Here is a 20,308-nt window from a genome sequence, read left to right on the forward strand (position 1 = left end):
AGACCTACTCTCGCTCCGAGAGGTCGGTGCTGGTCCGGTCGAGGACGGGGCGAGTCGTCCGGTCTGCGAGCAGGAGCGCGAGCCCGCCGAGCGCCAGTAGGGCGAGGAAGATGCCCGAGCTGTAGGGGTTGACCAGGCTCGTCACGCCCAGGGTCGAGCCGCCGAGAAGTCCCGCGGCGGCGGCGATGCCGCCGAGGATGACGGTCGGCAGCGTCATCTCGCGTCGCCGGGCGGCGTGGAGCACCGCTCGCGGTGTTCCGGCGAGGGTGAGGGCTATCAGGCTTTCCCGCTGGTCGTAGATGCGTGCGATCGCCCCGATCACCATCGACGTGAGAGCGACCAGCGCGGCGACGGGAAGGACCAGGAGACTCACGACCACGCCGTCCCGGAGGAGCCACACGACCGGGATGTCGTCGGACAGTCGCAGTTCCGGACCCCGCAGACCGCCATCGGCGAGCGTGGTGCGGACGCGGTTCCTGTTCGCGTCGCCGGAGGTGGCCACGGTGAGCGTGCCCCAGTCGCGCTCGGCCAGCCAGGACGGGGGCGCGGTCGCGGAGACTTCGGCAGGGACGCCGGCGGCCCGCAGGGCGTCCGCTGCCCCGGAAACGGCGTGGTCGAGATCGCGGGCGGGGAGCACGAACTCCAACCGATCGGCGCGCGCGGCGTAGTCGCCTTCGTTGCCGAGGCCGACGGGGAGGCAGACCGCGACGAACCCGGCGATGAAGGACGCCATGGCCATGCCGCCGACCGCGCGCCACGCGCCGCGCGGATCGTCGGCCAGACGGCGGCCGGCGATGAAGGTGGGGACACCCCTGGAGGTCCTGGCGAGCAGCCGGCCGAGGCCGCTGACGATCCATGGCCCGGTGGAGAGCAGGCCCCAGCCGAGGATCAGCAGGACGGTGAAGGCCACGGTCACGAAGGGGTTGCTGCTGCGCGTCCAGAAAAGTGCGACGGCGGCGCCGATGAAGAGCACGCTCCACCACCGCATGCGGGCGTCGCCGCGCTGGGCACCGCGATAGGTGCTCAGGGGATCGCGGACGGCGGACACAAGCCCGGACAGTGCTCCCAGCGTCAGCACAAGGACCACCGCCACCGCGGTCAGGAACGTGAGAGCGAGGCTGGGTTGGACATCGGCGCGGAACCAGCCTCCGCCCTTGATGGGGACCTGGGCGGCCAGGGGCAGCAGGAGCCGATGCGCCACGACCCCGGCGAGCGCGCCGATGCCGGCGAAGCAGATCAGCTCGGTGATGGCGAGCCGGACCACCTGGGACGTGCCGGCGCCGAGCAGCCGAAGGACGGCGATGCGGCGCCGTCGGCGTCCGGCCATCAGCCGGGAGGCCAGACCGCCGAGGCTCGCGAGCGGCAGGACGATCAGCACGGCGACCAGCAGGGCGATGTCGCGGTAGGTGGTCTGGTAGAGGTCCGCCTCCGTGGACCAGTGGTCGATCTTGGTCGGCGACAGGGACGCGGCGGCGTTCCACTGATGCTCGGGCCGCTCATCCGTCATCGACGGGTCGTCCGGGCTCCGGCCGACCACCGCGACCAGCTCGTCGGGGCTCTCCAGCAGGCCGGGACCCAGCACGGCCGAGACCGGGCCGCCGAAGCGGTCGCTGAGCTGGTCGTCGGGGAGATCGGTCATCAGCTCGGCGAGGGCAGGCGAGGCCCACAGCTCGCCCGGCCTCGGGAACCTGCCCATCCCCGGAACATCCGGCGGGTCCTCGACCAGGCCGGCGAGCTCGACCACCGCGATCGGGCGCTCGCCCGCGTAGTCGATGACGCCGGCCTGGATCACCGTGGGCCGACCGGCCGCCGCCTCCGGCGTCCGCCACGCGGTCCGCTCCGCCCGCTCGTCGAGGCCCTGTTGCAGCCCGAGCAGCAACAGCAGCACGAGGGTGATGACGGCACCGGCGGCGAACGGGAGCCCGGCTTCGAGACGAGCCGAGCGGCCGCTGCCGCGCAGCAACCGCAGCCACAGGCCGCGCATCAGCCGACGCCCTCGGCTGCGTGCCGGGTGCGCCCGTCGATGACGTGGACGGTCCGGTCGCACCGCCGCGCGATCCGCTCGTCGTGCGTGACCACGACGAGCGATGCCTGCCGATCGCGGACCGTCGAGACCAGCAGCGACATCACCTCATCACCGGTTCTGGTGTCCAGCGCGCCGGTCGGCTCGTCCGCGAACACCACGGCCGGCTCAAGAGCCAGAGCGCGAGCGATCCCGACCCGCTGGGCCTGCCCGCCCGAGAGCTGACCCGGCCGCCGGTCCTGGAGCCCCTCCAGCCCGAGCACCGGAAACAGCGCGGTCGCTCTGGCCATCGCGGCGCGCCGCTCGACGCCGACCAGCATCAGCGGCAGGGCCACGTTCTCCACCGCGGCCAGTTCCGGCAGCAGACCCGGAAACTGGAAGACGAACCCGAACTCGGTACGCCGCAACCTGGCGCGCCGCGTATCCGACAGCCCGCTCACGGAGGTGCCCGCGAAGACGACCTCGCCATGGTCGGGAGTCACGACACCGGACAGGCAGTAAAGGAGCGTGGACTTGCCCGAGCCGCTGGGGCCCATCACGGCGACCGACTCACCGTGGGCGACCTCAAGCGAGGCCTCGTGCAGCACGGTGTTGGACCCGTAGCTCTTGACCACCCTGTCCGCGGTCAGAACCGGCTCGGCGGCAGCGGTGCCGTGGGCGGCGTCAGTCACCGGCTCATCCTTTCATCCGTTTGGGTGACAGTAGCATCCAAGTGGATGAAAGGTGGCCGGCTCACTCGGGCGGAGCGGCCGCGAGCCGTCGCGCGATCTGACGGAGCACCTCGGCGTATCGGCGCGCGAACTCGGGGTCGGACGGGTCCAGGCCCGTGGAACGCCGGACGACCTGCGGGATCGCGACGGGTGCCAGTGCCGCGCCCATCAAGGCGACCAGCACCATGGCCGGCTCCAGGTCACCGGCCAGTTCCCCCTCGCGCTGCCGGCGCCGCAGGTCCGTGACCGCCGGATCTTCGGGAGACCTGGCGGAGCCCTGATCGGGTCGGCTGCTTCCGGTCAGGCCGTCCCACAGGAGCAACCGGCTGTGCCTCGGATCGGCGAGGACCGCGTGGAGGTGCGAAGCGACGAGCTCGTCAAGGGAGCCTTCCGGTGGGACGAGCTCAGCCTCGTCGGCCAGCCATTGCTCCTCTACAGCCCGGTACAGACCCTCCTTGCCGCCGAAGTAGTAGGTGATGAGCTGCTTGTTCAGCCCGGCTCGCTTCGCGATGTCACCGACCCTGGCCCCCGCGTAGCCCTTCGCGGAGAACTCGTCGAGTGCCGCCGCCAGCAACTGGGCGCGGGAACGCTCAGCGTCGCGGTGACGCTCACCCGGCGCGGGGCTTCGCCGCGACTTTGCGCGCCCACCCTCGGTGCGCGGTGTCGACGCCATGGCAGTCCATGCTCCCTCATTCGTCCAGAAGGACGACTATGCCACTGCCGCGGAAGCCGGGTGTCAGGAGCCGCGCCGGTCGGGTTGCCAGCGGGTGAGCCGCCGCTCGGCGAGGGTGAAGACTCCGGTGACCACGACGCCCAGCAGCCCGGCCATGGCGACGCATGTCCACACTCCCGCGTGGTCGCTGGACGTCTGCGCGCGGTAGAGCTCAAGGCCGAGACCGTCGGCTCCGGCGAGGAGCTCCGCGCCGATCGACACCAGCAGGGCCATGACGGCCGCGATGCGGATCCCGGTGCCGATGTACGGCAGCGTGCTCGGCAGCACGATCCAGCGCATCGCCTGCGTCCGCGACATCCGCAGGGTGCGGCCGACCTCCTTCGCCTGCGGCTCCACGTCGTGGACGCCGGCCATGGTCTGCAGGAGGACCGGCCACACGCACACCCAGACGATGAGCAGGATCTTCATGGAGAACCCGGTGCCCAGGGTAAGGACCGCCAAGGGGATCAGCGCGACCGGTGGTACCGACCGGCAGAAGTCGAAGAATCCCCGGGCGCTCCTATGGACGAAGTCGCTGCTTCCGAGCAGGCCGCCCAGCAGCACCCCCGCGGCGACCGACAGGAGCAGGCCCGCGGCCCAGGATTGCAGGGTCACACCGACGGAGCGCATGAGGTCCTCGTCGGCGGGGGAGGACCACAGCCGCGATCCGATCTCCATGGGACCGGGCACGGTCCCGTGGCCGCCCAGATCGAACGCCGACGCGAGACTGAGCGCGGCGAGCAGGACCGCCACCAGCGCGGCACGTCCCGCCCAGATCACGGCGCGAGCGCCGCCTCGCGGGGACCGGAGCCGTGCGCTCTCCGGCGTGGCCGTGGTCGTCGTGGAGGTCATTTCGCGTCCGGCTCGACGACCCACTCGGCGACCGGGCGGGGCTTCGCCGCCAGACCGGCTCCGTTCAGGAGGCGCGCGAGCTCCGCGAAGCGGTCCGGAGCGAGCTCGCCCTTCTCGGCGAAGACCCCCACCCCCTGGATCTTCGACGCGAGAGCCTTGTCGATCGCCGCGTACTTGACCAGGGCGGCCCTGATCAGCTCGGTGTCCTTGTTCGCGGCAACGGCCGCCTTGTTCATCGCCCGGACGAACGCCGCGAGCTCGTCCGGGTTGTCCTTGGCCCACTGGGTCCTGGAGAAGTAGGTCAGCTCCGGATTTCCGACCGCCACGTTGCCCAGCGAGAACAGCGGACGCTGGCCCAGGTCGCGGGCCTGGCTCAGGACCGGCTCCAAGGCCTGCCCGGCGTCCACCTCGCCGCTCGCGATGGCGTTCGGGATGTTCTGCAGCGGGAGTTTGACGAACGTGATGTCATCCGGCTCGCCTCCGTCCTGCTTGACGGCGAGCCGGGTCATCGACTCCTGCGCGCCGCCCAGCGTGAGCAGCGCGACCTTTTTGCCCGAGAGGTCCTTCGCCGACCGGATGGCCGGATCCTTGACGACGAGGGCGTTGGACGATCTCTCGGCGTTCTCCGTGTAGACCGATCCGACGCCGGCGACGACGCTGAACTTGGCGCCCTTCATGATGGCCGGCAGGATGTCGGCTCCCGCGGCGGCACCGATGTCCATCCGGTTGCTCGACACCAGGGGGACCATCGCCGTCGTGCCGCCGCTCACGCTCTTGAACTCGACCTTCAGCCCCTCGTCCTCGAAGTAGTGCGCGTCCTTCGCCACCCACGGCAGGGCGAACACGGCGAAGGGCGACACCGCGACGGTGACCGTGGTGTCCTTCCCCGATCCTTCCCCCGATCCGCAGGCGGTCAGGGCCACCGCCGAGGCGAGGACGCATGCCGACCGCCGGGCTCGACGCGACAGCTTGTTCATGGCTTCTCCTTGGAATCGCCCCGAGTCACTTGCCTGTGTTCGGTCATTCGTGATGAGTCGACCTGATGGTGCGAAGAACGGTGCTGCGGAGTTCCGCGAACTCCGGCATCGCCCGTGTCGTGATCTGGTCGCGGGTGCCGAGGTCGATGGCGATGTCATCGGTGATGGACGCCGGCTCCCCGCGAAGCACCAGCACCCGGTCGCCCAGGTACACCGACTCGTCGATGTCGTGGGTGACGAGCAGGACCGAGACCCCGGTCTCCCGGCTGATGCGGAGCGTGAGGTCTTCGAGGTCGAACCTGGTCTGGGCGTCGACGGACGCGAACGGCTCGTCCATGAGCAGGATCCGCGGTTCGTCCACCAGGGCGCGGGCGATCGCGACGCGCTGCTGCATCCCCCCGGACAGCTGCCATGGGTAATGGTCGCCGAACCCGGCCAGCCCGACCTCCGCAAGCCGCTGCTCGGCCACGGCCCGGCGCGCCGACCGGCGCTTGCCCGCCACGCGGAGCGGCAGGGCGACGTTCTCGACGACGCGCATCCACGGCATGAGGGAGCGGCTGTAGTCCTGGAAGACGACGGACATCCCGACGGGCGGCCCGGTGATGACGGCCCCGGACATCCGGATGGCTCCGGCCGTCGGCTTCTCCAGTCCACCGAGGCAGCGCAGCAGCGTCGTCTTCCCGACGCCGGACGGGCCCACCAGGCAGGCGACCTCGTTCGCGTTGACCTCGAAGCCGATGTCGGCGAAGATCCGCCGTTCGCCCTGGGCGGTCGCGAAGGACTTCGCGAGCCCTTCCACGGCCAGCACGCTGTCGGCCGACACTGCGGCTTCCCCTCCGACCTGCACCGTCGTCATCACGAACCTCGATTCCGCATGTCGTAGTGCCACTTCAGCGCGACGCGTCGTTCGAACCGCCGGACGGCGAACGCGACGGCGTAGCCGACGATGCCCGCGGCGATCGCGCCCGCGTACAGGCCCGCGATCTCGAACCGGGTCTGGGCGTCGGCCAGATAACGTCCCACCCCCTGGGTGGACGAGTAGAGCTCGATGGCGACCATCGCCGTGATGGCGACGGACATCGCGGTGTCGACGCCGGCCATGATGCGCGGCGCCGCCGCGGGCAGCCTGACCAGCATCGTCTCCCGCCGGACCGACATCCGCAGCGCCCGGGCGGTGTCGCGGTAGCCCTGGTCGACGGACCTGACGCCGTCCATGGTCGACAGGAGGATCGGCCAGACGGCCGCCCAGGCGATGAGCAGGACCTCGCTGACCGACCCGATGCCGAGGACCGCGATGAAGAGCGGGACGAGCGCGATCACCGGCGTGGCCCGGAACATGTCCATGACCGGACCGCAGATGCCCGCCGTGATCCGCGACAGGCCGCAGGCGTACCCGACGACGAGGCCGACGACCAGGGCCAGGACGATGCCGAGCACGAGAGCGCGCAGGCTCGGCAGCATGGTGTCGGTGACCCGCGACGTGAGGAAGTCCGAGACGAGGGCGTCGAGGCTGTCGGTGAGCGGCGGATAGTAGAGCGACGAGCTGCCGCGCGACGTGATGAACCACAGCCCCACGACGGCCACCGGCAGCCACAGTGCCGTCGCGCCGCGCAGGCACCGAGTCACGATCCTGCGGCGGCGTGATAGCATGATCATCTGCGGAGGTGTGCCCTGGGTGTCCGGCGGGCCCGTGCCCGGAACCGGCTTTTCGGCTTGAGCGTGTGTGCTCACCTGCGGTTACTCCATCGTGTGTCGCATCAACGCCGATCTCATCCAAGCACGAACGAATTGGCCCGCATCTGTCGGATCCGTACACTTTCGCTCGCAAAAGTGACGCATTCCTCGAAGCTGAGCAGCGCGTTCACGTGAAACGGCACACGTCGGGCGCGACTACCGCGTCACACCTTCAGGTCCGGACGAGGCGGCGGAGTCTCAGCGCCGCCTGGAGCTCCACCCGGCGGGACGCGAGGGGGCGGCCGAGCAGCGCCTCGGCCCGCTGCAGCCGGTTGCGCACCGTGTGCTCATGCAGGCCGAGGTGTTCGGCGGTCGCGACATGCGTGCCGAAGGTGAACGACGCCAGCATCGTCTCGCACAGCGTCCGGGCGCTGGCGGTGCCCGCGGCGAGGGGGCCCAGCTCCTCGCGCACGAACCTGGCGACCTCGACGATGTTCGAGGTCAGCATCGCCTCCAGCCGGACGTCCTCGTATCTGAGGACCGGGGGCGCGTCCGTCCAGAGCTGGCGGACGGCGGCCACGCGCGTGACGTCGTCATATCCGGACCGGAACCCCTCCACGCCCACCGCGGGAGTTCCCACGGACGCGGTCGTCCCCGCCGCGATGAGCGCTTCGACGACACGATCTCCGTGCTCCGGACGCCACGGGTGGGGACGCGACAGCCACACCACGACGTCGGACGGCGTCAACCGGACTTCGAGCGAGTCGGCCGCCCCGGACGCGATCCGCAGCCGCTTGGTGATCTCCTGGGTCGAGATGTCCGACGCTTCCGTCAGCTGGATGGTGAGGTGCTCGGCGGAGAGGTCGTACCTCAGCGCCGGATAGAGATCCCGGGGCGGAGCCGGCAGGTCGCCGGCGAGGATCTGCCGGACGGTGTCGACGCGGAACTGGAAGCCCGAGCGCCGGAGCATGTACTCGCGCTCGGTGTAGCCCGCGTCGACGCTCGTGACGACATGGTCGTACCAGGCCAGGAACATCGCGGTGCTCCAGCGGAGGCCGGCGGCGGACTCGCTGCTCGGCACCGGCTCGTCGTCCGCCGCCTCGGCGAGATGCTCCGCCCACATCGCCCACGTGACCCGCGCTCCCGTCCGGTAGGAGTGCTGCAACGCGGAGTGGGAGATGCCGAGCTGGGCCTGCATGCTGGCGAACTCGATCGGCGATTCGAGCTTCATGTCGTCGAGCGTGATCTCGCCGATGAGGAACCGCCGGAACTGGCCGAGGTTCGCGGTGATGCTCTTCTCGAGCATGGCGACGAAGGACGCGTCCTCCCGCCGGTCGGGGAACGCGGCCTCCACGTCGGCGTCGACGATCGCCTGGATGACCGGGCCGATGTCCCACGCGCGCGCCGCCCGCCCCACCCATTCCGGACGAAGGTCAGGATCGAAGGACTGGGACAGCACGGCCATGAGCACCAAGCCTCCTCACGCGTTCAGCCCTCACCGCCGAGGTCCACGTGCTCGATCGCCTCCAGGAACTCGTCCATCGTGGCCGCGCCCGTCATGGGAAGTGCGCAGGCCACGGCCTCGACCAGCTCACGAGTCCCGACACCATAACCGATCAGACGTTCCACCTGGACCGCCACGAGCGTGCGGCTCCCGCGCGCGGCCAGCGCCGGCACCAGGATGAGGCCGCGGGGAACCGGGCCCAGCACCGGCTCCCGCCATTCCGGGGAGCCGAGGCAATGATCGAGGAACTCCCGGTAGCGCAGCACCAGCTCGGGGTCGATGCCGGCCAGCCGCGGCCAGAGCGTCGCCTGCGGTGATGCCGGCGCGGGTACCGGCCACCGGTTCATCTCGGGGAACGGCGTCGATCGTTTCGGCCGGCCGCCTTCCGGCATCGCGCCGAACGGATAGGAGTCGGAGTTCGCCTGCTCGATCGCGTGCGCGACCCCGAGAACGGTGGAGTGGCCCACGGCGGGCGCGATGGCCTCGGCGGCCTCGATGATCACCTCATCGGCGACTCCCAGCCGGTACAGGCGGCGGACATGGTTCGGAGCGAACCGGTCGTCCCGCATCGCGCACAGGTGCGTGAGCGCGATCAGTTCCCGCATCTGTTCCGAGAGCACCTGGTCGTGGGTCGTCTGACCCGCATAGCCGTGGACGTAGCCGGCGCACCGATGGATGCGCCGCAGCGTCTCAGGTGCCACCTCGGCGATGATGCCGACCTCGGAGAAGGAGTCGCCGCGTTCCCGCAGCACCTGTTCCAGGGCGTCCTCTTCCAGGGCGCCCTCCCGGCCGGTGGCACCGCTCGCCTCGCTGGAGCCGGTCATGAGGTCTCACCGATGGCCGCGTTCACTTTGGGCATGACCTCTTCCGCCATCAACTGCATCGACCTCCGCCCCAGGTCGGGATCGACCCAGTCCATACCCGCGTACACGATCTCACCCATGGGGCCCGCCTCGTCACGCAGTGCCACGATCTGCTCGGCCACGTCTTCCGGGGTGCCGCATATGACGAGGCTGTCGAGAATCCCCTCCAGCGTGACGGCGCTGTCCGGCTGGTTCTGGTCGCTCTTGAAGAGGTTCAGGCGGCCGCCCAGCGCCATCTTCTTGAGCATCTGAGAGTAATAGAACCTGTACGGGCTGCCGGCGGAGTCCCGTCCGTAGGCGCGGGCGGTCGCGGCGTCGTCCGCGACGAAGATCGTGCGGGCCACCCGCCAGTCCGACGGCTTCGGCTCGGCGCCGGCGGCCTGCTTGCCCGTGACGTAGTTGTCCCAGTGGCTCCGCAGCCATTGGGAAAGTAGGAAGTTCGCCGAAAGCGGATGGAAGTCGCGCCGGCCCATCGCGATCACGCCCTTGGAGAAGGGCGCGACGACCGTGCCGACGATCTCGGGCCGCGGATCCTGCAGTGGGCCGCGGACCGCGCCCAGGCCCAGCTCGGGATTCATGGTCCGCTCGGTGGTCACGTACCACCGATCCCCGGGCTCTCCGATGTTGTACGGCGGCGTTCCGGACCAGATGCGCAGGATCGCGTCAATGGACTTCGCGAACATCGCGTTCCGGTCCTCATCGAGGATGCCGAGAATCTCCGCGTCCGAGGGCAGCGCTCCCGGGCTCACCCCCAGAATGAAACGTCCGTCGCTCAGGTGGTCGAACATGGCCGCGTTGGCGGCCACCAGGCTGGGATGCACGTGGGAGAGATTCGTCGTGCCGGTCCCGAGGAGGATCCGCTTCGTGGATTGGATGAGCGTCGCCATGAACAGCATGCTGTTCGTGACGTTCTCATAGAGATCGGTGAGATGCTCGCCCATGAAGGCGTCGTGGAAACCGAGTTCATCGGCGAGCATGATCGCCTGTCGGTCCTCTTCGAGGGTCGCGGTCCAGCCGCGGCCGGCCGGGTGCATAGGCATCGCGAAGTATCCGAGTCGCATCGGCTGAGGTCTCTCTCGTGAGTCGGTTCTGATGTTCAGTGAACCGACCGACACGAGCCGGAACAGTGGCGCGTTCCGCCATGTTCTGGCCCAGACTTCGACATTTCCGTAATGAGGACCCCCGAGGCGTCCCGCGGCGGCCCGGGAGCCGGCCGGGCGTCAGAACTTCCAGTCGCCGCCTCGTCGAGCCTCGGCTCGGGGGTGAGCCGAGGTGGCGAGAGCCGCTGCCAGCGTCTCGAGTCGGGCCAGGTGGCTGTGCACGTTGGAGCCGGTCAACGCATACTCTCGCTTGCGGATCTTTCCTGCGATCAATACGTCGCGAACATTCCCGGGGTGAGCGAAGAGGACGACCGCCGCGGTCGCGTCGTTCACCGCCGCCATGTTGATCGCGGTGCGGTCGATCAGGACGACGTCAGCTTGCTTTCCCGGGGTCAGACTCCCGATCCGGTCTCCCAAGCCGATGGCCTTCGCCCCGCCGATGGTCGCGGCTCTTAGCACGTCAGCGACTCCCAGTGGTGGAACACCTGCTGTGGCTCGTTCGCGGTACGCCTGCGACGCCACCGCGCCGCGAGTGGCGCTTGTCGCTGCTCGCATCAGCGAGAACGGATTCGGTGCCGAGTACGTGGCGACATCGGTGGACAGTCCGATGGTCGTCCCGAAGCCGAGCGCGCGGCTGAAGGCCGGTAGTCCGTAGCCGCAGAGCATCTCGGCCTCCGCTGCGACACTCAGGCCGGCCCCGTGTTCTGCGAGCAGGGCGAGTTCATCGTCTGGAATCTCGTTGCAGTGGACGAAGCACATGTCGGGTCCGAGGAGGCCGCGTGCTGCTAATTGAGAGATGGTTCTGTGTTGCTCTCCCGACCACCGTCTGGGGGCCGCGTTACCGAGTGCTGCTCCGATACCGTCGTAGATCAGTGGAACATCGAGTTCCCTGGCCAGAGCGACATCCTTTTCCAGGACGCCATCGCTGAGGCAGTGTCTCGGGCGGGCCCCCATCGCAAGCGACAGGAGTGTTCCCGGGCCGAATTGGTCCGAGGACTTCAGTCTGCGGATCTCCGGTGGATGTGTCGACGCGGAACCGCTGTACCAGTTGCCGCCGTCGCCGTTCGGCGGTGTGTGGGCGAGGACGGCCCGGAGAAGTGAGGCCTGGTGTCCCTCGACCACCGCGTCAGTGTGCTCTGGCGTCCTGCCGATGTGGGCCAGGTCCGTCACGGTGGTGAAGCCGGATGCGATCGCCTCAAGGTCGCTGACGAGAACGGCGGTACGGACGGCTTCCGGAGTCACGTCGGCCGCGAGAACGGACTTCGTGAATCGACGATATTCGTCTACCCAGAGGTCAGCCGTCGTGCCGCGGCAGACGGAGAGCCAGGAGTGGCGGTGGGTGTCGACGAATCCGGGAACCGCGATCGTCCCGTGGCCGTCGATGACGGGGCCGGGATGAGGGCTGCACGGATCCCGGGCTCCCACGGATTCGATGGTCCCGTCGTCGGCGACGACGATCTCGCAGTCGTGGATCTCGCCGAGTGCCGGGTCCATGGTCAACGCGTGGGTGCCGCGAATTCTGAGGGCCATCAGTCGCTTGACGGGGTGTTCTGCGCCGCGGCGGGACCGTCGGTCGAGGCGAAGCCGGTGACGGGCGGCGTCCACGAGCCGTCGAGAGCCACCTTCTGGCCGGTGCTCGCCTCGATCCGCTTGCAGATGGCGTCGCGGGAGGCGACCAGGTCGTCCACCATCCGCTCCGCGTCGACTCCCACCAGCCGGCCGTTCGACTTCACGACCTGCCCGCCGACCAGGACGTCCCGCACGAGGCCGGGATGCCCGCTACCGACCACGGCGCCGACGGGGTGGTTCAGCGGCGCGACGGCCAGGTCGCGGACGTCCAAGATCACGAGATCGGCGTGGTGGCCGGGACGGATCGATCCGGCGGGGTGCTTCAGGACGCAGGCCTCGGCGCCGCGCGCGGTGGCGAACTCGAAGACGTCGGCCGAGTCGAGTGGAAGCGACCGGCGATCGGCGGTGTTCGGATCGCGGGCTCCGGTCACGCCGCGCTCGGCCAGGAGCGTGGCGCTCATCGCGCGGAACATGTCCCCGCCGATCGCGGCGCAGTCGTCGATCGAGAGGCTCGGCCGGACCCCGGCCGCGAGGAACCTGCCGGTGGCGGGCCACCCGAACCCCATCTGGATCTCCGCGCCGGCGCTCACGGAGGCCGAGGCGCCCACGTCGGCGATCATGGCGATCTCGTCCTCGGTGAGCGTGTTGCCGTGAACGACCGTCGTTGTGCCGTCGAGCAGACCCGCCTCGTGCATCTGCCCGATGGGACGGTTCGTGCCCCATGCGGCCGAGCCGGCGTGCACCGTCACAGGGATCCCGAGGGACCGGGCCGTTCGCACGTCGGTCGTGGTCGTCTCCATCGAGCTGTACTGGGGGCCTCGGAGTCCGAGGGCCATGGTCAGCAGGTCGTCGTCGAGGTCGTGGACGGCGGCCGCCATGCGCGTGACCTCCTCGGTGATGGGAACGTCACTCGAAAGTCCCCATCCGCCCGCGTAGGCGAAGACCGAACGCGCCTTGGAATCCTGGAGCGCCCGGAGCACCGCATCCGCGTGCGCAGGTGACGAGATGCCGTGTGCCCAGTCCACCATGGTGGTGACGCCGCTCGCCAACGCCTCCAGGCGGCCTGCCAACACCGCGATGTACATGTCATCGGGGGTCATGTGGTGCTTGACGATGCCGTGAAGCGCATGGGCGTACTGGCCCAGGGTCCAATCGGAGGCGATCGAGCGGAACGCGGCCTGCCAGTTGTGCCGATGCGTGTCGACGAAGCCGGGGATGACCAACGTCCCCGTCGCGTCCAGGACCTCGCATCCGTCCGCCTGTATACCTGCGGCCACCTCGACGATGAGGCCGTCCTCGATCATGATGTCCAGGTGATCGGCCCGGTAGGGCGGCACCTGTCCCTGCCCGGGGCCGATGAGAACGTGCCCGCCGCTGAGGAGCATCCGGGCGGTCATGGAGCCACCTGACAGGCGCGCGCCGAGAGTGCCTGTATCTCGGCGGTGAACGCGTCGGGACGGTCGATCGTCATGAAGTGCCCGCAATCCGGCACGGTGACCACCCTGGAACCGGCGGGCAGCTCCGTGGCCTCCGCGACCGGTCGCCCGGAGAGGACCGGGCCGGCGTCGCCGAAGGCGATCAGGGTCGGTCGTCGTTGAGCGGCGAGGGCCGATTGGACGTCGTAGCCGCGAATGGCCCACATCACGCCGAGCATGGCACGGGTGCCGGCCTTGAGCCGGTCGGTGGTCCAGCGCGCCGCCATCGCTTCGTCCGCCGGCCGCTGGAGACGCTCGTTCAGGTCGTCGACGGTCTGCTGCGGAACAGTGAACAGCGCCTCCGGCCCCGGCCACACCGAGTCCCACCACGACGGACCCGCGAGCTGCGCCTCCACGATCCCGATCGCGAGGACGCGGTCCGGGTACCGCGCGCCCACGTCGGCCGCGATGAGGCCTCCGACCGAGACTCCGGCCACGACCGCGGCATCGATGCCCAGCGCGTCCAGCACCTCGATCAGCACGTCCGCGAACCCCGCGATCGACGTGCGCGGGTGAACCGGATCCGAATCGCCGTGTCCGGGCATGTCCCAGGCCACGACGTCGTGATCCGCGCTGAGGTCGTCGAAGACGTCCTCGAACTCGTGCATCGAATGACCGTTGCTGTGCAGCAGGACCACCGAAGGACCGGCTCCCGCACGTCGCACGCGGACCATCCCGGCCGATGTCGCCACCGATCGGACCTGGCCGGCCGGCCGAGGGACGAACAAGGACTGTTCGCTCACTTCACAGACCGCCTCGTGAGTCGCCGCTTCGCCATCTCCGCGAACTCGCGCAGGGCGGTGGCGTCGTCGATGCTGCCGATGTTCACGGCGTCCTCCATCGCGACTCCCTGGAACATGCGTTTGAGCGGAACCTCGATCTTCTTTCCCGTGCGCGTATGCGGCAGCGCGCGCACGACGATGATGTCGTCGGGAACGTGCCGCCGGCTGACCTTCTCGGCGACGGCCGCGGACACCTCTGCCCGCAGGCCGTCATCGAGCTGCCGTCCTTCCTCCAGGACGACGAACAGCGGCATCCAGTAGTCGCCGTCGCCCTCCTCAACGCCGAGCACGAGGGATTCCCGGATCGCGGCGATGTGACCGATCGCCGCGTATATTTCGGCGGTGCCCGTCCTTACGCCGCCGCGGTTGAGCGTGGCGTCGGACCTTCCCGACACGATCGCCGCCCTCTCGGACGTCAAGAGAACCCGATCCCCGTGTCTCCAGACATTGGGAAACTGGTCGAAGTATGCGGCGCGGTACCTCTGCCCGTCCGGGTCGTTCCAGAAGTAGAGAGGCATTGATGGCATCGGCTCGGTGATGACGAGTTCGCCTTCCGCGCCGATGAGCGGGCGTCCTTGAGCGTCCCAGCAGTCGATCGCCGCACCCAGCATCGGCCCGGACAGCGCGCCGGCGTAGACGGGCAGGAGCGGCGCGCCCCCGATGAACCCGGTGGCCACATCGGTGCCACCGGTGGTCGAGCTGAGGTACACGTCGCTCGAAACGGATCGATAGACCCACCGTGCCGCGTCGGCGGGCAACGGCGACCCGGTCGACCCCACTGAACGGAGGCGCGAAAGGTCGAACTTCGAGCCGGGGCGTAGATCTTTCTGGGTGCAGGCCGTCAAGTACCCCGCACCGGTGCCCAGGTAGGTCAACGACAGCTTCTCCGCAAGCGCCCACTGCGCGTCGAGTTCTGGGTGGTGGGGGCTTCCGTCGTAGAGAACGGCGGTCGCGCCGGAAAGGAGGGAGGACGCCACGACGTTCCAGACCATCCATGCGGTGGAGGTGTACCAGAAGAACCGGTCGCCTTTCCCGAGATCCATGTGCAGGGCCGCGGTCTTCAGTTGCTCCAGCGCGACGCCGCCGTGCCCGTGGACGATGCCTTTCGGTATGCCGGTCGTCCCGGAGGAGAAAAGAACCCACAGCGGATGATCGAACGGTAGAGGCCGAGGGCTCAGCGGCTCCTTGGCGACAGCCTCCCACCACCTGACGGCATCGTCCGGGACGGAGCCTGGACGATGAGCATCGACCCAGATCAACTGCGTGCGCGCGGGAAGCCCGCCGTGGACGGCCAGTGCCTCATCGGTGCGGTCGTGGACCCGGCCTCCGTACACATATCCGTCCGCGGCGATCAGCACTGCCGGTTCGAGCTGGCCCAGGCGATCCAGCACGCTCTCCGGTCCGAAGTCGGGAGCGCATACCGCCCAGACTGCCCCGATGGAAGCGCTGGCGAGCAGGCCGATTAGGGCCGGCAGGGTGTTGGGCAGGTAGGCCGCCACCCGGTCCCCGGGCCGCACCCCGAGGTCCACGAGAGTCCGTGCCAGCGCACCGGCCTGGCGCCTGAGTTCCCCGGCCGTGACCTCGACAGGCTCACCGCCCTCGACCAGTGTCACGACGGCGATGTCGCGGTCCTCGAAGCCGCGTAGCGCGAGCTCGGCGAAGTTCAGCTCGGCATCGGGAAACCAGCGGGCACCGGGCATCTGACCGGAGACGAGGGCGGCGCCCGGGGCGAGGCTTGTCGTCACATCGAAGTAGAGAGCGAGATCAGCCCAGAACCGCCCGATGTCCGCGACTGAGGCGTTCCACAGCTCTTGATAGGTCTCCAACGGACGGCCCAGTCGCTCGGACCACCACGCGGCGAAGTCCACCATGCGGCTCTTGGCCACTCGCTCTTGCGGCGGCGTCCACAGAACGCGGGGCTCGGCGCTCGTCCCGATCGAGGTCGTGCTCATGACAGCGGCGGTTCGGTGTAGAACTTGCCGGCGGGACGGCCGTTCCCGTCGTAGAGCCCGTCGTTGTAGATGCCGAGCACCCCGAATCGCTCGGTGTCGCTGGCGTTGACGAACTGGTGGATCACGCCGCGAGGGACATAGAGGTAATCGCCAGCGGACACCTCCTGCTCCAGCCGTTCGTAATCCTCATTCCACGTGACGAGCCGTAGGCGGCCTTCGAGCACGTAGCCGGCGGCGTCCGAGTGGAGGTGGTAGTGGGCGCGGGTACGCGCTCCCGGCGGGAGATAAGCAGCGTGCACGTTCAGCCGTGCGGAACCGGTGTGCGGTCCGATGCCGAACTCGTGAGGCATCGTCGCCTCGTAGTCTGTCTCCCTGGCCACGTCGGCCGATCGAACGACCACCACACCGGCGGCATCTGGGTTCTCAGTCATCTGCATCTCGCTCGTCGCGGCTTGCTTGGGTGAACTCTCCGAACGTGCGGTTGAAGTTGAGGAGCGGCCGTCCCGATGTGCGGGCGGAGTGCACCACCCGGCCGATCAGGATGATGTGGTCGCCGCCCGGTAGCGACTGGTGACGCTCGCACTCGATGTGCGCGAGCGCGCCATGGATCAGGGGCACACCCGAAGCGGCGCCGACGAAATGGTCCTCGTCGGTGAACTTCAGCGCCCCGGCCGTCGCGTACCGCAGAGCGACGTCGGCCTGGCCCTCGGCAAGGATCGAGATGCCGAAGGTGGCGCAGTCGTTGAAGAACGGGAAGCTGAGTGCCGAACGCGCGACGCAGACGAGCACGAGCGCTGGTTCGAGGGACAGGGCCGAGAACGAACTGGCCGTGATGCCGATGGGCTCGCCGCCGACGCGACGCGTGGTCGTGATGGTCACGCCGCTCGCGAAGCGTGCGAGGACGTCGCGCAGCCCGTGGTGATCTGCCGGCGGGGCCGCCGGCGTCACCGGTGCACGGGTCGCCTGGCGGGTGTCCCCGGGTGGGATCGCGGATCCGAGTTCGGTGCCCAAACCAACCTCCTTACGTCGCTCCACTCATCCTGCGACGGCGCTCACCTCGACTCGATGTCGTCGACCGTGAGGTCTGCCGACGGAACTGCCGCAGTCCGTGAAGGGCGTTGTGGCGCCTAACTCCGATGCGTATACTCGCATCGGAGTATTGGTGGTGGGTCATGGTCAAGCGTCGCAAGGTGTCCAACCTGCTCGGGCTGGCCGTCCTGTCGACCCTCATGACCAGGCCCATGTACCCCTACGAGGTCGCGTCGTTGCTGCGCGCCCGGGGCAAGGACGACGACATGGCGATCAAGTGGGGATCGCTGTACCGGGTCGTCCAGAACCTGGAGAAGTACGGCTTCGTGGAGGCCGTCCACAGCGAGCGGCAGGGCGCCCGCCCCGAACGGACCGTCTACCGCATCACCGAGGCGGGACGGGCGGAGCTCGTGGACTGGGTCCGCGAGCTGGTCGGCGAGACCCAGCGGGAGGAGAGCAGGTTCAAGGCCGGGCTGTCCGTGCTCTCGGTGCTGTCGCCCGACGAGGCCGTCGGCCTGCTGCGGGCGCGCGCCGGCACGCTGGAGGAGCGGATCGCCACGACCGAGGCGGAGCTGGCGGAGCAGGCGGGGCAGATTCCCCGGCTGTTCCTCATCGAGACCGAGTACGAGCTGGCCGTGCGCACGGCCGAACTGCGCTGGGCGCGCGGGCTGGCGGACGAGATCGCCGAGGGCTCGTTTCCGGGCCTGGAGATCTGGCGGGAGTTCCACCGGACCGGTGACGTGCCGCCCGACCTGGCCGAGCTGGCGGAGAGGGGGGCCGGCCCCGAAACGACGTAACCCCGAAAGATCCCCGGCGCGGTGCGGCAACACCGCGCCGGGGAGTACCTCGAACCGAACCGTGAAACGGATTCCGGCTGCAAGGTGGCGTCTTCCAGGATAGTCCGCGGTCCCTCCGGTTCGGTTCGCGACCTGTGCGATCCGAATTGCGAGGAGACATGCGTAATCGCAGAGAGAACCCGGCGAAGGGAGGCGGCCGGCGTTACCGCCGGTGGCCGGTGCCCGTACTGCTCATCGCCGGATGGCTGGTGTTCCTGGGCGCGGGCGGAAGCTACGCGGGCATGCTGGGTGACGTCGTCAAGAACGACAACGCCTCGTTCCTGCCCGCGGGCGCGGAGGCGACCCAGGTCGCGCAGATCGAGCCGGACTTCTTCGGCGAGGAGCAGACGCCGGCCGTGGTGGTGTACGTCCGCGACTCCGGCATCACCGCCGGCGACCGGGCGGCGGTGGCCGGGGACCAGCGCGCCCTGGCGTCCGTGGAGGGCGTCGCCGGCCGGATATCCGGGCCGATCCCGTCGGCCGACGGGCGCGCGCTGCAGATCGTGGTGCCCCTGTCGACGACGGGGGACGCGTCCCAGCTGCCCGGTGCCGTGCAGGAGATCCGGGAGCGGGCGCGGAGCCATCCCGGCCTCACCGCCCATGTCACCGGGCCGGGCGGCATGGAAGGCGACTTGGCCGGCATCTTCGAGGGCGCCGACGTGCGGCTGCTGGTCATCGCCACCGTCGTCGTGTTCGTCATCCTGGTGCTGGTCTACCGCAGCGTCATCCTCCCGGTCGTGGTGCTGACCTCGGCGCAGCTGGCGCAGACCCTGGCGTCGGTGGTGGTGTACTTCCTCGCCCGCGAGGACCTCATCGACCTCAACGGGCAGAGCCAGGGGGCGCTGCTGCTGATCTGCATCGGCGCGGCGACCGACTACGCGCTGCTGATCGTCGGCCGGTACCGGGAGGAGCTGCGCGACCGGGAGTCCGCGTACGAGGCGATCATGGTGTCGGTGCGCCGCTCGGCTCCGGCGATCATCGCCTCCGGCATCACGGTGATCATCGCGATGATGTGCCTGCTGCTGTCCGAGCTGAGCTCCAACCGCGGATACGGGCCCGTCCTCGCGCTGGGCATCCTCGCCTCGCTGGTCGCGACGTTCACCTTCCTTCCGGCGGTGCTCGCCCTGCTCGGCCGGGTCGCCTTCTGGCCGCTGCGTCCCCGGTACGGCTCCGAACACAGGCTGGAGCGCGGCATCTGGGGCCGGGCGGCGGGCGCCATCTCCCGGCGTCCCCGGACGATCTGGGCGGGCACGGCGGCGGTCCTGGTCGTGCCGGCCCTTTTCATGCCGGGCTTCAAGGCGTCCGGCTCCCCGATGAGCGAGCAGTTCCTCGGCGACAAGCCGGACTCGGTCGTCGGCCTGGACGTCCTGGCCCGGCACTATCCGGCCGGTTCGGGCGTCCCGGCGCTCATCGTGGGACCGGCCGCGGCTCAGGGCGAGCTGGCCCGGGTGTCGCGGGCGGTGCCCGGGGTGCAGAGCGTCACGGCCCTGTCCGACCGGCCCGGCGGGCCGCCGAAGGTCGTCGACGGCCGGGTGCTGCTGCAGGCGACCCTGGTGGACGCCCCCGACAGCTCCGCGGCGGGGGACACCGTCGAACGCCTGCGGACGGCCGCCCACGCGGTCGACGCCGACGCCCGCGTGGGCGGCAGCACCGCGATCGCCATCGACACCGTCGACGCGGGCTGGGCGGACCTGCGAACGGTCATCCCGCTCGTGCTGGTGACGGTGCTGCTGCTGATCATGGCGCTGCTGCGGGCGCTGGTGGCCCCGCTGCTGCTCATGGCCACGGTCGTGCTGAGCGCCGCCGCCGCCCTCGGGCTCTCGGCGATCTTCTTCAACCGGGTCTTCGACTTCCCCGCCACGGACGCGTCGCTGCCGCTGTTCTGCGTCGTGTTCCTCATCGCCGTGGGGGTGGACTACACCATCTTCCTGATGGCCCGGGTGAGGGAGGAGGCCGTGCGCCTCGGTGACACCCGGCAGGCCCTCGTCCGGGGGCTGACCACGACCGGCGGTGTGATCACCTCGGCGGGCGTGGTCCTCGGCGTGGTGTTCTCGCTGTTCGGGGTGCTGCCGTTCGTCCCGCTGGCGCAGATCGGGTTCATCATCGTCGTCGGCATCCTGATCGACACGTTCGTCGTCCGGGCGCTGCTCGTCCCCGCCGCCTCCTACGACCTGGGCCGGGTCATCTGGTGGCCCTCGCGGCCGGCCCGCAGGCGAACCTGACCTCGCGGCCGGGCCGGGTCGGGACAGC

At 69.6% G+C, this 20,308-nt stretch carries 18 protein-coding genes; 2 read left to right on the forward strand and 16 right to left on the reverse strand.

The window, feature by feature from the left end; all coding sequences use genetic code 11:
* Positions 1-4 precede the first annotated feature (4 nt).
* The 16 genes from BM339_RS30105 to BM339_RS30180 all read right to left on the reverse strand — a co-directional run bounded on the left by BM339_RS30105 (position 5) and on the right by BM339_RS30180 (position 17,204).
* The gene (locus tag BM339_RS30105) at positions 5-1,984 is read right to left on the reverse strand and encodes an FtsX-like permease family protein (protein WP_021591867.1); all 1,980 of its coding nucleotides are present in this window, start codon (positions 1,982-1,984) and stop codon (positions 5-7) included.
* Positions 1,984-2,694 (reverse strand): ABC transporter ATP-binding protein, encoded by a 711-nt coding sequence (locus BM339_RS30110; protein WP_075023039.1) that lies wholly within the window; start codon positions 2,692-2,694, stop codon positions 1,984-1,986. Before BM339_RS30110 ends, BM339_RS30105 begins: the two co-directional genes overlap by 1 nt.
* Before the next feature lie 61 nt (positions 2,695-2,755).
* Positions 2,756-3,406, reverse strand: coding sequence for a TetR/AcrR family transcriptional regulator (locus BM339_RS30115; protein ID WP_024934076.1), 651 nt, complete (start codon positions 3,404-3,406; stop codon positions 2,756-2,758).
* A 63-nt stretch (positions 3,407-3,469) separates the two neighbouring features.
* A complete protein-coding gene (locus tag BM339_RS30120; RefSeq protein ID WP_075023040.1) occupies positions 3,470-4,297 on the reverse strand; it encodes an ABC transporter permease in 828 nt (275 codons plus the stop codon).
* A complete protein-coding gene (locus BM339_RS30125) occupies positions 4,294-5,274 on the reverse strand; it encodes an ABC transporter substrate-binding protein (protein WP_021591871.1) in 981 nt (326 codons plus the stop codon). The genes BM339_RS30120 and BM339_RS30125 overlap by 4 nt, the downstream gene beginning before the upstream one ends.
* A 43-nt stretch (positions 5,275-5,317) precedes the next feature.
* A complete protein-coding gene (locus BM339_RS30130; protein WP_235206261.1) occupies positions 5,318-6,097 on the reverse strand; it encodes an ABC transporter ATP-binding protein in 780 nt (259 codons plus the stop codon).
* 32 nt (positions 6,098-6,129) lie between these two features.
* Complete coding sequence (locus tag BM339_RS30135) at positions 6,130-6,930, reverse strand: ABC transporter permease (RefSeq protein ID WP_083598120.1); 801 nt, start codon at positions 6,928-6,930, stop codon at positions 6,130-6,132.
* A 250-nt stretch (positions 6,931-7,180) separates the two neighbouring features.
* Complete coding sequence (locus BM339_RS30140; RefSeq protein ID WP_111830034.1) at positions 7,181-8,413, reverse strand: PucR family transcriptional regulator; 1,233 nt, start codon at positions 8,411-8,413, stop codon at positions 7,181-7,183.
* 23 nt (positions 8,414-8,436) lie between these two features.
* Positions 8,437-9,276 carry a carboxymuconolactone decarboxylase family protein gene (locus BM339_RS30145; RefSeq protein ID WP_021591875.1) on the reverse strand — a complete coding sequence of 280 codons (840 nt, stop codon included), beginning with the start codon at positions 9,274-9,276 and terminating at the stop codon, positions 8,437-8,439.
* Positions 9,273-10,376 (reverse strand): LLM class flavin-dependent oxidoreductase, encoded by a 1,104-nt coding sequence (locus BM339_RS30150; RefSeq protein WP_021591876.1) that lies wholly within the window; start codon positions 10,374-10,376, stop codon positions 9,273-9,275. The genes BM339_RS30145 and BM339_RS30150 overlap by 4 nt, the downstream gene beginning before the upstream one ends.
* Positions 10,377-10,535: 159 nt before the next feature.
* Complete coding sequence (locus BM339_RS30155) at positions 10,536-12,020, reverse strand: amidohydrolase family protein (RefSeq protein WP_143118661.1); 1,485 nt, start codon at positions 12,018-12,020, stop codon at positions 10,536-10,538.
* On the reverse strand, positions 11,945-13,381 hold the full coding sequence (locus BM339_RS30160) for an amidohydrolase family protein (protein WP_021591878.1): 1,437 nt from the start codon (positions 13,379-13,381) through the stop codon (positions 11,945-11,947). Before BM339_RS30160 ends, BM339_RS30155 begins: the two co-directional genes overlap by 76 nt.
* A complete protein-coding gene (locus tag BM339_RS30165) occupies positions 13,378-14,133 on the reverse strand; it encodes an alpha/beta fold hydrolase (protein ID WP_075023043.1) in 756 nt (251 codons plus the stop codon). The genes BM339_RS30160 and BM339_RS30165 overlap by 4 nt, the downstream gene beginning before the upstream one ends.
* Positions 14,134-14,198: 65 nt before the next feature.
* The gene (locus tag BM339_RS30170; RefSeq protein ID WP_075023044.1) at positions 14,199-16,193 is read right to left on the reverse strand and encodes an acetoacetate--CoA ligase; all 1,995 of its coding nucleotides are present in this window, start codon (positions 16,191-16,193) and stop codon (positions 14,199-14,201) included.
* A complete protein-coding gene (locus BM339_RS30175; RefSeq protein ID WP_177287816.1) occupies positions 16,190-16,624 on the reverse strand; it encodes a cupin domain-containing protein in 435 nt (144 codons plus the stop codon). The genes BM339_RS30170 and BM339_RS30175 overlap by 4 nt, the downstream gene beginning before the upstream one ends.
* Entirely contained in the window at positions 16,617-17,204 is a 588-nt protein-coding gene (locus BM339_RS30180; RefSeq protein WP_021591882.1) for a flavin reductase family protein, read from the reverse strand. The genes BM339_RS30175 and BM339_RS30180 overlap by 8 nt, the downstream gene beginning before the upstream one ends.
* Before the next feature lie 161 nt (positions 17,205-17,365).
* Here BM339_RS30180 and BM339_RS30185 point away from each other — a divergent pair, with 161 nt between their 5' ends.
* Together BM339_RS30185 and BM339_RS30190 are read left to right on the forward strand one after the other, a co-directional pair.
* A complete protein-coding gene (locus BM339_RS30185; protein WP_075023046.1) occupies positions 17,366-18,019 on the forward strand; it encodes a PadR family transcriptional regulator in 654 nt (217 codons plus the stop codon).
* A 158-nt stretch (positions 18,020-18,177) separates the two neighbouring features.
* Entirely contained in the window at positions 18,178-20,280 is a 2,103-nt protein-coding gene (locus BM339_RS30190) for an MMPL family transporter (protein ID WP_075023047.1), read from the forward strand.
* Positions 20,281-20,308 lie beyond the last annotated feature (28 nt).

The sequence above is a fragment of the Actinomadura madurae genome (genome assembly GCF_900115095.1).
In the GTDB taxonomy this organism is placed as follows: Bacteria; Actinomycetota; Actinomycetes; order Streptosporangiales; family Streptosporangiaceae; genus Spirillospora; species Spirillospora madurae.

Bases quoted from the DNA above. Each gene is read 5' to 3' on its own strand.
- BM339_RS30175 (WP_177287816.1), bottom strand. From the start codon at position 16,624: ATGACTGAGAACCCAGATGCCGCCGGTGTGGTGGTCGTTCGATCGGCC.
- BM339_RS30115 (WP_024934076.1), bottom strand. From the start codon at position 3,406: ATGGCGTCGACACCGCGCACCGAGGGTGGGCGCGCAAAGTCGCGGCGA.
- BM339_RS30145 (WP_021591875.1), bottom strand. From the start codon at position 9,276: ATGACCGGCTCCAGCGAGGCGAGCGGTGCCACCGGCCGGGAGGGCGCC.
- BM339_RS30165 (WP_075023043.1), bottom strand. From the start codon at position 14,133: ATGGTCCGCGTGCGACGTGCGGGAGCCGGTCCTTCGGTGGTCCTGCTG.
- BM339_RS30135 (WP_083598120.1), bottom strand. From the start codon at position 6,930: ATGATCATGCTATCACGCCGCCGCAGGATCGTGACTCGGTGCCTGCGC.
- BM339_RS30190 (WP_075023047.1), top strand. From the start codon at position 18,178: ATGCGTAATCGCAGAGAGAACCCGGCGAAGGGAGGCGGCCGGCGTTAC.
- BM339_RS30160 (WP_021591878.1), bottom strand. From the start codon at position 13,381: ATGACCGCCCGGATGCTCCTCAGCGGCGGGCACGTTCTCATCGGCCCC.
- BM339_RS30120 (WP_075023040.1), bottom strand. From the start codon at position 4,297: ATGACCTCCACGACGACCACGGCCACGCCGGAGAGCGCACGGCTCCGG.
- BM339_RS30185 (WP_075023046.1), top strand. From the start codon at position 17,366: ATGGTCAAGCGTCGCAAGGTGTCCAACCTGCTCGGGCTGGCCGTCCTG.
- BM339_RS30140 (WP_111830034.1), bottom strand. From the start codon at position 8,413: ATGGCCGTGCTGTCCCAGTCCTTCGATCCTGACCTTCGTCCGGAATGG.
- BM339_RS30105 (WP_021591867.1), bottom strand. From the start codon at position 1,984: ATGCGCGGCCTGTGGCTGCGGTTGCTGCGCGGCAGCGGCCGCTCGGCT.
- BM339_RS30170 (WP_075023044.1), bottom strand. From the start codon at position 16,193: ATGAGCACGACCTCGATCGGGACGAGCGCCGAGCCCCGCGTTCTGTGG.
- BM339_RS30150 (WP_021591876.1), bottom strand. From the start codon at position 10,376: ATGCGACTCGGATACTTCGCGATGCCTATGCACCCGGCCGGCCGCGGC.
- BM339_RS30125 (WP_021591871.1), bottom strand. From the start codon at position 5,274: ATGAACAAGCTGTCGCGTCGAGCCCGGCGGTCGGCATGCGTCCTCGCC.